11 protein-coding genes are annotated in these 12,890 nt (G+C 36.6%); 3 read left to right on the forward strand and 8 right to left on the reverse strand.

What is annotated here, in order from left to right:
- Positions 1–3: 3 nt before the first annotated feature.
- Genes ACFO5O_RS08685 through ACFO5O_RS08700 form a run of 4 tightly spaced genes read right to left on the reverse strand, consistent with a single transcriptional unit; the run spans position 4 to position 4,449 of the window.
- Complete coding sequence (locus ACFO5O_RS08685) at positions 4–1,056, reverse strand: sugar phosphate isomerase/epimerase family protein (RefSeq protein ID WP_387962869.1); 1,053 nt, start codon at positions 1,054–1,056, stop codon at positions 4–6.
- A complete protein-coding gene (locus tag ACFO5O_RS08690) occupies positions 1,056–2,201 on the reverse strand; it encodes a Gfo/Idh/MocA family protein (protein ID WP_387962871.1) in 1,146 nt (381 codons plus the stop codon). Before ACFO5O_RS08690 ends, ACFO5O_RS08685 begins: the two co-directional genes overlap by 1 nt.
- Before the next feature lie 7 nt (positions 2,202–2,208).
- Positions 2,209–3,441 carry a nucleoside permease gene (locus ACFO5O_RS08695; RefSeq protein WP_387962873.1) on the reverse strand — a complete coding sequence of 411 codons (1,233 nt, stop codon included), beginning with the start codon at positions 3,439–3,441 and terminating at the stop codon, positions 2,209–2,211.
- Between the two features lie 27 nt (positions 3,442–3,468).
- Positions 3,469–4,449 (reverse strand): sugar phosphate isomerase/epimerase family protein, encoded by a 981-nt coding sequence (locus ACFO5O_RS08700; RefSeq protein ID WP_387962875.1) that lies wholly within the window; start codon positions 4,447–4,449, stop codon positions 3,469–3,471.
- 225 nt (positions 4,450–4,674) lie between these two features.
- Between ACFO5O_RS08700 and ACFO5O_RS08705 the strand changes: the two genes are divergently transcribed.
- From ACFO5O_RS08705 to ACFO5O_RS08715, 3 genes are read left to right on the forward strand one after another with little or no spacing between them, the layout of a single operon-like run.
- Positions 4,675–6,399, forward strand: coding sequence for a GMC oxidoreductase (locus ACFO5O_RS08705; RefSeq protein WP_387962877.1), 1,725 nt, complete (start codon positions 4,675–4,677; stop codon positions 6,397–6,399).
- A 12-nt stretch (positions 6,400–6,411) separates the two neighbouring features.
- Positions 6,412–7,011 (forward strand): gluconate 2-dehydrogenase subunit 3 family protein, encoded by a 600-nt coding sequence (locus ACFO5O_RS08710; protein WP_387962879.1) that lies wholly within the window; start codon positions 6,412–6,414, stop codon positions 7,009–7,011.
- 6 nt (positions 7,012–7,017) lie between these two features.
- Positions 7,018–7,932, forward strand: coding sequence for a hydroxypyruvate isomerase family protein (locus ACFO5O_RS08715; RefSeq protein WP_387962881.1), 915 nt, complete (start codon positions 7,018–7,020; stop codon positions 7,930–7,932).
- 1 nt (position 7,933) lies between these two features.
- Here ACFO5O_RS08715 and ACFO5O_RS08720 read toward each other — a convergent pair whose 3' ends face one another.
- From ACFO5O_RS08720 to ilvC, 4 genes are all read right to left on the reverse strand, one after another.
- Complete coding sequence (locus tag ACFO5O_RS08720) at positions 7,934–8,446, reverse strand: plastocyanin/azurin family copper-binding protein (RefSeq protein ID WP_387962882.1); 513 nt, start codon at positions 8,444–8,446, stop codon at positions 7,934–7,936.
- Between the two features lie 77 nt (positions 8,447–8,523).
- Positions 8,524–10,101, reverse strand: coding sequence for an NADP-dependent glyceraldehyde-3-phosphate dehydrogenase (locus ACFO5O_RS08725; RefSeq protein ID WP_387962884.1), 1,578 nt, complete (start codon positions 10,099–10,101; stop codon positions 8,524–8,526).
- A 12-nt stretch (positions 10,102–10,113) separates the two neighbouring features.
- Positions 10,114–11,376 carry a threonine ammonia-lyase IlvA gene (gene ilvA / locus ACFO5O_RS08730; protein ID WP_387962886.1) on the reverse strand — a complete coding sequence of 421 codons (1,263 nt, stop codon included), beginning with the start codon at positions 11,374–11,376 and terminating at the stop codon, positions 10,114–10,116.
- Between the two features lie 4 nt (positions 11,377–11,380).
- Positions 11,381–12,883 carry a ketol-acid reductoisomerase gene (ilvC, locus tag ACFO5O_RS08735; RefSeq protein ID WP_387962888.1) on the reverse strand — a complete coding sequence of 501 codons (1,503 nt, stop codon included), beginning with the start codon at positions 12,881–12,883 and terminating at the stop codon, positions 11,381–11,383.
- Positions 12,884–12,890: the final 7 nt, after the last annotated feature.

Genomic DNA, 12,890 nt, shown 5'->3' on the forward strand with positions numbered 1-12,890 from the left:
AGTTTACAATCCTAATATTTGTTTTAGTTGGCTTTCATTAGTTTCTCCACCAGCAAAATTATCAAAAGCTTTTTCAGTAGCTTCAATAATATGTCTGGTAATAAACGGTGCTCCTTCTCTTGCCCCTTGTTCTGGACTTTTAATTACACATTCCCACTCTAACACCGCCCAAACGTCACAGCCATATTCGGTTAATTTTGAAAAGACCGTTTTAAAATCAACTTGTCCATCACCAGGTGAGCGGTAACGTCCTGCTCGATCTTTCCAATCATTATAACCTCCAAAAGTTCCTTTTTTTCCTGTTGGGTTAAATTCGGAATCCTTCACATGAAACATTTTAATGAATTCATGATAATGGTCAATATATTGAAGATAGTCTAATTGCTGAAGCACAAAATGAGAAGGGTCGTATAAAATATTGCAACGTTTATGGTTTCCTGTTGCCGCAAGAAATCGCTCAAAAGTATCACCGTCATGAATATCTTCAACTGGATGTACCTCATAGCATACATCTACACCTTGTTCATCAAAAGCATTTAATATTGGCAGCCATCTATTGGCCAATTCCTTAAAGCCTAAATCAACCAATCCTTTGGGTTGTTGAGGCCAAGGATGTACCGCTGGCCATAGTAACGATCCTGAAAACGTAGCATGTGCATTCGTTTTTAGTCGCCTACTGGCAATGGCCGCGTTTTTCATTTCTTGAATTGCCCATGCTGTACGTTCTTTTGGTTTCCCTTTAAGATGGTCTGGAGCAAACACATCAAACATAATATCATGCGCTGGATGTACTGCAACCAATTGTCCTTGGATATGTGTAGAAAGTTCGGTTAATTCTAATCCATACGAATTTATTTTACCCAATAACTCATCACAATAGGTCTGGCTCTCGGCAGCTTTTGTTAAATCTATTAATCGCGGATCTAAAGTTGGCATTTGAATGCCCTTATAACCCAAATCACTAGCCCATTTACACAACCCATCTAATGAATTAAATGGCGCATGGTCATCCATGAACTGTGCTAAAAAAATCGCTGGTCCTTTTATTGTTTTCATTAATCAATAGTTTCAATAGCCACCCAAACATTTCCTTTTTGGTGAGATTCAACAGCTTTTTCAATAAAATTCATTCCTCTAACCCCATCGATAATTGTAGGATATTCGCCATGATCATAAGGTTCTTTGTTAATAGCCTTGGCAACACCTTTGTAGATATTTCCCATAGAATCGAATATACCTTCAGGATGTCCTGGAGGCAATTTAGTGCCATCCAAAGACAACGCGCTGTTATAGGAATGTCCAGGTTTTAAAACACGAAGCGGTTTACCATCTTCCATTAAATATAAGTAGTTAGGGTTTTCTTGCTCCCATTTTAATCCGGCTTTATCGCCATAGACTTTAACAATGAAACTATTTTCTTCACCAGTGGCAATCTGACTGGTACAAATAACACCTTTTACATTATTGGAACAACGCAAAAGCACTGTTCCATCAATATCCATTTTATTGTCTTCATATAGGTAATTGAGATCAGCCAAAACGGATTCAACTTTTAAGCCTGAAACATACTCTAACATATCAAAGGCATGCGTACCAATATCACCAACACAACAACTAATTCCTGATTTTTCAGGATTTAGGCGCCACGTTGTAGAACGTTTTTCCTTATCATGAATAATTGGGTTAATCCAACCTTGATAATATTGCGCATCGACCTTTTGTAGTTTCCCTAATTCGCCATTTTTAATCATCTCACGCATTTGACGTACCATAGGGTAACCTGTATAGGTATAGGTTACTGCGAATACAGTATTAGCCATTTTCAAGGTAGCGTTTAACACCTTGGCTTCTTCATAGGTTGTGGTTAACGGTTTTTCGCAAATTACATTAAACCCATTTTCCAGCAGTTTTTTAGCCATTGGAAAATGAAGAAAATTTGGTGTTAAGATAGAAACCACCTGCATGCGCTCATTGACAGGAAGTTTTAATTCTTCAGCAATTAAGGTGTCAAAATCTTTATATATTCTATTGGTTGGTAACCCTATTTTTTTGGCAAAGCCAATATTTTCTTCAAAAACAGGATTGAAAACACCTCCAACAATTTGATATTTATCATACATGGCAGATGCCACTCGGTGCAAAACGCCTATTAATGAATCTCCTCCTCCTCCTAAAATTCCTAATCTTATTTTATTGCTCATTTTTAATTTAAGCTTCTTTATATTCTACTTTTTCATTTTTAAATAATACCGCAAAAACAACAAGAACACCTACAGCGAAAAGTGCCGGAAAGGTCCAAATGTCTAACCAGCTATGTGTTCCATCTTCTAATAGATTTTTATCAACGATTTTACCTGCAACCCAAAAACCTACTAACATACCAACTCCATAAGTTGCTAGAGTTATAAGACCTTGTGCCGCACTTTTTATTTTTTCACCCGCTTTAGAATCGGTGTAAATTTGTCCCGATACAAAGAAAAAGTCATAGCATATACCATGTAATGCAATACCAATAACCAACATAAAAAATAGATCACCTGCATTTCCATAAGCAAACAAAGCGTAACGAATACCCCAAGCTAACATTCCAAATAAAATAGTTTTTTTAAAGCCATACTTTTTGAAAAAGAAAGGCAAAAGCAACATAAATCCTACTTCGGAGATTTGTCCCAACGAAGCCCAGGCAGTAGAATTCTCAACTTTATATTCAGTTAAAAATGGACTGATGTTTTGATAATAAAATGCTAAAGGAATACATATTAAAACTGAAGATAAAAAGAACACCAAAAAGTTTCTGTCCTTCAACAACTTTAAAGCATCAAGCCCTAATATATCAGACATTTTCACTTTCTCTCCTTTAGCTACACTTGGTGGTGTTTTAGGCAAGGTAAAACTGAACACTCCCAACACTGCTGATGCAATAGCCACCATCATAAAGGTATTGGACAACATACCATTACCAATATTTTCAATGGAATCCCATTTAAAGACAAAACTAATGATGAGTCCAGCTAAAATCCATCCAATTGTTCCAAAAACTCTCACTAAAGGAAATTGTTTGGCAGGATCATTCATTTGATTAAACGACACCGAATTCACCAAAGCCAAGGTTGGCATATAGGCAATCATATAACCCAAAACATAAGGGTAAAAAGTAGAAAACTCTGTAGACTGCGACATTTGAAACATTAAAAATGCGCCTACAAGGTGTAAGATACCCAGTATTTTTTCGGCATTAAAAAAGCGATCAGCTATTAGTCCAATTATAAAAGGAGCGATAATTGCACCCCATGATTGTGTTGAATATGCCATGGCTGTTTCTGCTCCTGTGGCACTTAAATTATTGCCTAAAAATGAGCCTAGTGTTACAAACCATCCACCCCAAATAAAAAACTCGAGGAACATCATGAAGGACAGCTGAAATTGTGTTGATTTTTTCATAAATAATTTAGTTAGTTGTTGTCAAAATTAGTTTGTCATTTTTGCTGATTTCAATAAAAGGGCTTTAGTTGCTAAAATACCTTCTTTTTCATCTAACCTCGAACCTTCATACTCTACACCAATAAAACCCGTGTAACCAGCATCTTTTACTAACTCAAGTATTCTAGGATAATCTAAAGAAGTTTCATTCCCTTGCTCATCAAAATCATACGATTTTGCACTCACTGCTTTTGCAGCAGGTAACATCAATTCTATTCCTTCATACTTATCTTCATAAACCTGTTCACATTCGCCCCATTGCGCTCCGTCCTTACGCTTAACACACCAATTTCCAAAATCAGGTAAAGTACCGCAGTTAGGCATATTAACAGCCTCAATAGCAGCCATTAATTTTGGAGCGTCAGACGACAACCAGCCGTGATTTTCGCACAAAACGTTAATGTTTTTTGTAGCAGCATACTCTGATAATTTTTTTAAACCATCCACAACACTTGTATGCCATAATTTGGGATCATTGGTTCCAAAGGTATTAACACGAATTGAATGACACCCTAATTTTTGCGCCGCATCAACCCATTTTTTATGATTTTCAACAGCTGTATTTCTTTTCTCTAAATCTGGGTCGGCCAAGTCACCTTCGCCATCAACCATAATCAACACGTTTTTCATTCCATGAAGCTCGCTTATCACTTTAAGTGAATCTATAGTTTTGTCAAAGCCCAATTCCTCTATTTTTTTGGCATATAAATGGTTAACATATTCTAAACCTGCAAAACCCATATCTTTAGCCATTTCTGCAAACAAAAACGGATCGCCATTTTGATCGTTCACATATTTATGAAGTGACCATTGTGCTAATGATAATTTAAAAAAAGGTTCTACCTCCTCAACTTCAACAGTTTCTGGTGCAACCTCTTTTTTAGTGCTTTCCTTACAAGACAATGATAGCAGAAAAATGCTCAATACGAATTTTAATGCTATTGATTTAATGGTGTTAGAATAAGTCATAGTGATTCCTTAAATTATTACTTAATTTTATTGAAATGTATTACATATTTGCTTTTAAAGATAAGCATTCTACCAGAAAAGCAGATTATTTTTATCGAAATCGTTTTCGGTTCTATTAACTGAAAGTTTGTGTCAAATTAACATCTTTATAATTGTGAAATCATTAAATTAATCCCTTGTTTTTTACATTTATATTAATATTCCACTAATACTAAACACTTTATAATGAATAACACTAACAATTCGCTTAATCAAGAACAATATGATGCCATTGTTGTGGGCACAGGCATTTCAGGTGGTTGGGCTGCTAAAGAACTTTGTGAAAATGGTCTAAAAACATTAGTGCTTGAGCGCGGAAGAATGATCAAGCATATTGAGGATTATCCAACAGCAAATCTAGACCCTTGGGATCTTCCAAATGGGGGTGATCCAACTAGAGAAACCAAAGAACGAAAGTATAAACAAAACCGTTCTGGTTATACCACCAGAGAAGAATACCAACACTTTTTTGTGGACGATATTAAACACCCTTATAACGAAGTTAAACGATTTGATTGGATGCGAGGCTACCACGTAGGAGGACGTTCTTTAATGTGGGGAAGACAGAGTTACAGATTAAGTGACATTGACTTTGAAGCGAATAAAAAAGAAGGCATAGCTGTAGATTGGCCTGTGCGTTATAAAGATATTGCACCATGGTATGACAAGGTTGAAGAATTTATTGGTGTGAGTGGTGAAAATTTAGGTTTACAACAACTTCCAGATCAAAAATTGTTGAAGCCCATGAATTTAAATTGTGTTGAAGAACATTTAAAGGAAAAAATGTCGGCTACTTTTGATGACGGAAGAGTTTTAACCATTGGAAGAACTGCTCATATCACCGAAGGCACAAAGCCTGGATTAGGAAGAAGTACTTGCCAATACAGAGACCGATGTATGCGAGGCTGTCCATTTGGCGCCTATTTTAGTAGTAACTCATCAACACTTCCAACTGCAGAAGCAACAGGAAATATGACCTTAAGACCTAATTCTATTGTTCATGAAGTTATTTATGATGATGCTACCCAAAAAGCAACAGGGGTAAGAGTTATTGATGCTGAAACTAAAGAAACTTTTGAATTCAAAGCCAAAGTTATTTTTCTTTGTGCTTCAGCAATTGCATCGGCATCTATATTATTACAATCTAAATCTGAACGGTTTCCAAATGGTTTAGGTAATGATAGTGGTGAATTAGGACATAACATAATGGACCATCATTTCCATGTTGGAGCCAGAGCAAAAGCTGAAGGCTTTGAAGACAAATACAATAAAGGCCGTCGAGCTAATGGTGTTTATATCCCAAGGTTTAGAAATTTAGGTGGCAAAACTGAAGTAAAAGAATTTAAACGTGGTTATGGCTATCAGGGTGGAGCCAATAGATCAAGTGCTTCAGAACTTGTGGCCGAATTAAAATATGGTCCAGAATTGAAAGAGGCCATTTTAAAGCCAGGGGAATGGAACGTTAACTTGCTTGCCTTTGGAGAAACACTTCCAGATCATAAAAACAAAATGTATTTAGATTATGAAAAACTTGACGAATGGGGCTTACCAACGGTCACTTTTGATGCCGATTTTGGAGAAAACGAATTGGCCATGAGAAAAGACATGAAGGAACAAGCTGTAAAAATGCTTGAAGCTGCAGGCTTTAAAGATGTACAAGGTTACGATAATGTTGAGGGGAGAGCGATGGGACTAGGTATTCATGAAATGGGTACAGCCAGAATGGGTAGAGACCCTAAAACATCTGTTTTAAACGAATATAACCAAATTCATGCCTGTAAAAATGTATATGTCACTGATGGTGCCTTTATGACCTCTGCTGGTTGTCAAAATCCATCCTTAACTTATATGGCATTTACGGCACGAGCTGCAAATCATGCCGCAGAACAAATAAAAAAATCTAACGCCTAAACGTCTATCATTATGAAAAGAAGAGAAGCATTAAAAAATCTAGGATTAGCTGCCGGATTTGTAGTAGCCACACCATCGGTTATAAGTTTATTACAAAGTTGCACAAGTGATGCAAAAACTTGGACACCCGTATTTTTAAGCGTTGAAGAAGGCGTTGTTTTAACTAATTTAGTAGACACCATTTTACCTAAATCTGAAAGCCTTCCTGCAGCTACTGAAATCAATGTTCCAGAATTTATTGACAAATACTTCAGTGAGGTTTTAGAAGTTGAACAACAAAATCAAGTGAAGTCTGGGTTTGCATCAATAATCACTATACTCAAACCAAATCCAGAGGAAAGTATTGATAAAGTCAAACCTGAAAACTACATGGCCCTTTTAGATAATCACATGCGTATAAAAGGTGAAATTGATGAGGAACGTGAAGCCAATCCAGAGTCGGAAGCTATGACAAAGTCTGAATTTCTGAATAATATGAAGTGGATGACCATAAAAGCCTATAAAACGACACAAGAAATAGGTGAGAATGTTTTAAACTACGATCCTGTTCCTGGCGCCTATTACTGTGGCGATCTCCAAGAACTTACAGGAGGCAAATCCTATTCATTATAGACTATTGTGAATAGACGGCGTTTTGTTCAGAATACATTACTCTCGGCTACTGCAACTGCAGTGGTTATCCCGTCAGTTTTTGGACAAACAGCCACGTCTATAAAAACATCTTTCAAACTTAAATTCGCTCCGCATGATGGCATGTTTAAACATCAAGCGGGCGATTCATTTTTAGATCAGATAAAATTCATGTCAGATCAAGGCTTTACAGCTATTGAAGACAACGACATGCGAAATAGACCAATTGCAGAGCAGGAAGCTATTGGAAAACTACTTTCAGATTTAAACATGGATATGGGCGTTTTCGTGGCTCATAAAATTTATTGGGACAAACCTAATTTGGCAAGTGGGGATTTAGATTACCGTAAGGAATTCTTAAAGGATATTGAAAACGCTATTGGAGTTGCAAAACGTACAAACGCCAAATGGATGACCATAGTCCCTGGCTATGTAGATTTACGCTTGCATGAAGATTACCAAACCGCAAATGTGGTGAAATCTCTAAAACAAGCCTGTGCTTTACTAGAGCCTCATAATTTAACCATGGTCCTTGAACCTCTTAATTTTAGAAACCATCCTGGTATGTTCTTGACCAGATCGCCACAGGCTTACCAAATTTGCAAGGCTGTAAATTCTTCTTCTTGTAAAATTTTATATGATGTGTATCATCAACAAATTCAAGAAGGAAATTTAATTCCAAATATCGAAGCTTGCTGGGATGAAATCGCCTATTTTCAGGTAGGTGACAATCCTGGTAGAAATGAGCCAACTACTGGAGAAATTAACTTCACTAACGTGTTTAAGTTTATTCACAACAAAGGCTATGAAGGCATCATTGGTATGGAACACGGTAATTCACAATCTGGAAAAGAAGGTGAATTAGCCGTGATAAATGCTTATAGAACTGTGAGTCAATTTTAACTTATTCTACAATAAACTTTCCGTTCATTAGTGCGAAGTGTGCTGGGAAACTGCATAAAAAATCGTAAACTCCAGCCGCAGGCGCAGTAAACTCAATACTGGTTGTTTCTCCACCACCAATCATTTTAGTATTCACTAAAACATCTTGTGTACCAACAGGAATATAATCATTCTCTTTTTGCGTGGCGGCACTAGCTGCAAATGCTCCAAGATCTGCTCCTAAATTTAAAATCACCACATTATGACCCATCACATTTTTATCTAATTTACCTAAATGTCTCAAGGTTAATTTTACCTTTTGCCCAGCTTTAACTCTGATTTCGTTGGTATTAAATTTCATCAAATCATCTGCAGTAATAACAATGTTGGCCACATTATCATCAGATTTTGAAGTTTCGGCAGACTTTATTTTTACCTTACTCGATGCATCTTCTTCTTTTTTCTTCTCTCCTCCACAACCAACTGCTATTGAACAAATCATTAAAAGAGTAAATACGTTTTTTAGTGTTTTCATTTGAATTTATAGTTTATTAAATATTGAAGTGTGATTTACACGACTAAATTAACGAAATAATTAGACTCCTCTAAACTTTAAAGTAGATAATCTGTACTCACAAAATTAGATGCTTTTGTATCCAACAAATTATTTAAAATAGCATTGTTATAGGCATTATCTTTTGAGGCAACAAAGGTTCTAATGGAAAAAGAACGCAAGGCATCATGAACACTCAAGGTAGCTACAGCAGAGTCCTTTCTTCCAGTAAAAGGATATACATCTGGGCCACGTTGGCATGAACTATTTAAATTCACTCTACATACCAAATTAACTAATGTATCAATTAAAGGTGCTAAAGTTTTTACATCTTTCCCAAACAAACTCACTTGTTGCCCATAATTACTTTCGGCCATATCATCTAATGGTTGTTCGATATCAGTAAAACACACCACAGGAATCACTGGGCCAAATTGCTCTTCCTGAAACACACGCATTTCTTTAGTTACTGGGTATAGCACTGCTGGGAAAATATAATTTTCAAGTGTTTGACCTCCTTTTTGATTAACTACTTTTGCTCCTTTTTGAGTAGCATCGTCAATCAACTCCTGAATGTAAGCTGGCTTGTCTGGCTCTGGTAATGGGGTTAATTTAGCGCCATTATCCCAAGGGTTTCCAAATTTAAGCGCGTCTACTTTTTCAGAAAAACGTTTATTGAATTCATCCACAATAGCTTCATGAACATACAATACCTTTAATGCGGTACAACGTTGTCCGTTAAAAGATAAGGTTCCGGCGATACATTCCTCTATAGCCAAATCCAAATCGGCATCTGGTAATACAATCGCAGGATTTTTTGCTTCAAGACCTAATACCAAACGTAATCTGTTACTTTTTGGGTGTTGATTTTGCAGTGCATTTGCCGATTTACTATTTCCTATTAAGGCCAACACATCAACACGACCAGATTGCATAATTGGTGTTGCAACAGTTCGTCCACGTCCATATATAATATTTACAACCCCTTTTGGAAAACTATTTTGAAAGGCTTCAAGTAAAGGTGACAATAACAGTACGCCCAACTTGGCAGGTTTAAAAATTACTGTATTCCCCATAATGAGTGCAGGAATTAGCAAGGTAAATGTTTCATTAAGGGGGTAATTATATGGCCCCAAACATAGCACAACACCCAGAGGTCCACGTCGAATATGCGCATAGACGCCATCGTTTTTTTCAAATTTAGCCGAGTGCCTATCCAATTGCTTGTAGGCCTCAATGGTATCGTAGATGTAATCAACAGTTCGGTCAAATTCTTTTTCAGAATCTGGTAAATTTTTACCTATTTCCCACATCAATAATTTTACAACTTCATCACGTTTTGTTTTCATTTGCGTGACAAATTTTTCCATGCAGGCAATTCGGTCTACCACTTTCATTGTAGGCCATAAGCCTTGTCCTTTATTGTAGGCTTGGCTGGCAGAATCTAATGCTTCTAAGGCTTCATTTTCACCAAGAATTGGAATGGTGCCCAATAAAGTAGGCTTATAGTCTTTTGTGGAAGAGATTGTTGAGTAAACTTCTGAAGTTTCTCCTCTCCAAGGTTTTAATTCACCAGAGACTAAATAGGTGTTTTGATGTATTAATGATTGAATTTTGAAGTGTTCTGGAATTTCCATTGTGTTTTATTTTTAAACTAAAAACTGAAATAAATCAGGTTTATCATTTAAGTAATCTCCATAAAAATTATGAAGTTTCATTTTTGTTATTAACGGCTGTAAGTCATCAGCCGACTTTAGCTCCAACCCTACTACGGCAGCTCCGTTTTCACGATTGGTTTTTTTTGTATATTCAAAGTGTGTGATATCATCTGTTGGACCTAAAATATCAACCACAAATTCCCGTAGCGCACCTGCTCTTTGCGGGAACTTTATTATGAAATAATGTTTTAAGTTAGCGTACAAAAGAGCACGTTCCTTAATTTCTGCAGTTCTGGTAATATCATTATTACTCCCACTAACTATACAGACCACATTTTTGCCTTTTATATCTTGTGCATATAGGTCTAAAGCAGCAATACTTAAGGCTCCCGCAGGCTCAACAACCACTGCATCTTTATTGTAGAGATCCAAAATGGTTTGACAAATCTTTCCTTCCGGAACCAAAATCATATCATGCAAATTTTGCTTACAAATCTCAAAACTTAAGTCTCCTACACGTTTTACTGCAGCACCATCTACAAAATTCTCGATATGTTTAAGACTAGTGTTTTTATTATTCTTTAACGATGTTGTCATCGATGGTGCACCTTGAGGTTCGACACCTATGATTTTTGTATTGGGTGATAATGCTTTAAACACTTCTGACAATCCAGCTGATAAACCTCCGCCACCAACAGGTACAAATACATAATCTATGGGTATTTGGGATTGGTTTAAAATTTCCAATGCAATTGTGGCTTGGCCTTCGATGACTTTTTCATCATTAAAAGGATGAATGAAAGTTTTGTTCAAACGTTCGCAATCTTCAATAGCCGTATGATACGCATCGTCATAACTATCTCCCGATAGAACCACCTCAATAAAGTCTCCACCAAACATTTTAACCTGCTCAATTTTTTGCTTTGGTGTTGGTGAAGGCATTACGATAGTACCTTTAATTTTTAGCAACTTACAAGATAATGCAACACCTTGTGCATGATTCCCTGCGCTTGCACATACAATTCCATTCTCAATCTGCTCGGCTGTTAACGTAGACATCTTGTTGTAAGCTCCGCGAATTTTATAAGAACGGACTTGTTGCAAATCTTCACGTTTAAATAAAACATTGCAGCCAAATTGATTTGAATAGCGAACATTTGCCATTAAAGGGGTAACCGCAGCAATGCCATTTAGACGTTTTGCTGCGGTTTTTATATCCTGTAGTTTTGGACTATATGTTCCTGTACTTATCATTTAGTTATGCCAATACCGAATCGGCTACCTCAACTTCAGATTTTATGGTTTTCATCGCTTTCATCGCGCTTCTCAATCGTTTACCTACCGCTTCAATTGGGTGGTTTCTAATAGCGTCATTAATAGCGATGAGTTCTAAATTATCAACTGCATTTGATTTTGAATATGATTTACCGATGATATTGGTATCCACGGTTGTCATAAAGTCTTTCAACAAAGGTTTGCAAGCGTGATCAAAAAGATAGCAACCATATTCTGCAGTATCTGAAATAACGCGGTTCATTTCAAATAATTTTTTTCGTGCAATGGTATTGGCAATCAAAGGTAATTCGTGAAGTGATTCATAATACGCTGAATCTTCGATGATGCCCGCGCTTACCATAGTTTCAAACGCCAATTCAACTCCCGATTTTACAAATGCTACCAATAAAACCCCATGATCAAAATAGTCCTGTTCAGAAATTTGATCTGAAGTTAAGGGTGTTTTTTCGAAAGCAGTCTCACCAGTAGCGGCTCTCCATTTTAATAAATTAACATCGTCATTTGCCCAATCTTCCATCATGGTTTTAGAGAAATGACCAGAAATAATATCATCCATATGCTTTTCAAACAATGGACGCATTATACCTTTTAATTCTTCTGATAAATGATAAGCTTTTACTTTTGCTGGATTTGATAAACGATCCATCATATTAGTAATGCCACCGTGTTTTAAGGCTTCAGTAACTGTTTCCCAACCATACTGAATTAGTTTTGCAGCATAATTAGCATCGATTCCTTTTTCAACCATTTTATCAAATGACAAAATAGCTCCTGTTTGAAGTAATCCACACAAAATGGTTTGCTCTCCCATTAAATCACTTTTTACTTCAGCAATAAAAGAAGATTCCAATACCCCAGCTCTATGACCACCTGTGGCAACAGCATAAGCTTTTGCCTGTGCCAATCCTTTTCCTTCTGGATCATTTTCTGGATGCACGGCAATAAGTGTTGGCACTCCAAAACCACGCTTATATTCTTCACGGACTTCAGTTCCTGGGCATTTTGGAGCCACCATAATTACAGTCAAATCTTTACGAATTTGTGTACCTTCTTCTACAATGTTGAATCCGTGTGAGTAACTTAATGTTGCACCCTGTTTCATCAATGGCATAACCGCTTTTACGACACTGGTATGCTGTTTATCTGGTGTTAAGTTGAGCACCAAATCTGCTGTTGGAATCAATTCTTCGTAGGTTCCAACATTAAATTTATTTTGTGTTGCATTTTTATAAGATGCACGTTGTTCTTGTATGGCTACTTCACGCAATGCATACGAAATATCCAAGCCTGAATCACGCATGTTCAAGCCTTGATTTAAACCTTGGGCACCACAGCCCACAATTACAATTTTCTTTCCTAATAATGCATTCACACCATCTTCAAACTCTGAAGCTTCCATGAACCTACATTTTCCTAATTGCTCTAATTGTTGTCTTAACGATAATGTGTTAAAATAATTTGCCATTTTGTTT

It is taken from the genome of Geojedonia litorea (assembly GCF_042654525.1).
In the GTDB taxonomy this organism is placed as follows: Bacteria; Bacteroidota; Bacteroidia; order Flavobacteriales; family Flavobacteriaceae; genus Geojedonia; species Geojedonia litorea.

Excerpts from the sequence above, each read along its gene's own strand:
- ACFO5O_RS08720 (WP_387962882.1), bottom strand. The coding sequence starts at position 8,446 with ATGAAAACACTAAAAAACGTATTTACTCTTTTAATGATTTGTTCAATA.
- ACFO5O_RS08710 (WP_387962879.1), top strand. The coding sequence starts at position 6,412 with ATGAAAAGAAGAGAAGCATTAAAAAATCTAGGATTAGCTGCCGGATTT.
- ilvC (WP_387962888.1), bottom strand. The coding sequence starts at position 12,883 with ATGGCAAATTATTTTAACACATTATCGTTAAGACAACAATTAGAGCAA.
- ACFO5O_RS08725 (WP_387962884.1), bottom strand. The coding sequence starts at position 10,101 with ATGGAAATTCCAGAACACTTCAAAATTCAATCATTAATACATCAAAAC.
- ACFO5O_RS08695 (WP_387962873.1), bottom strand. The coding sequence starts at position 3,441 with ATGAAAAAATCAACACAATTTCAGCTGTCCTTCATGATGTTCCTCGAG.
- ACFO5O_RS08700 (WP_387962875.1), bottom strand. The coding sequence starts at position 4,449 with ATGACTTATTCTAACACCATTAAATCAATAGCATTAAAATTCGTATTG.
- ACFO5O_RS08685 (WP_387962869.1), bottom strand. The coding sequence starts at position 1,056 with ATGAAAACAATAAAAGGACCAGCGATTTTTTTAGCACAGTTCATGGAT.
- ilvA (WP_387962886.1), bottom strand. The coding sequence starts at position 11,376 with ATGATAAGTACAGGAACATATAGTCCAAAACTACAGGATATAAAAACC.
- ACFO5O_RS08690 (WP_387962871.1), bottom strand. The coding sequence starts at position 2,201 with ATGAGCAATAAAATAAGATTAGGAATTTTAGGAGGAGGAGGAGATTCA.
- ACFO5O_RS08705 (WP_387962877.1), top strand. The coding sequence starts at position 4,675 with ATGAATAACACTAACAATTCGCTTAATCAAGAACAATATGATGCCATT.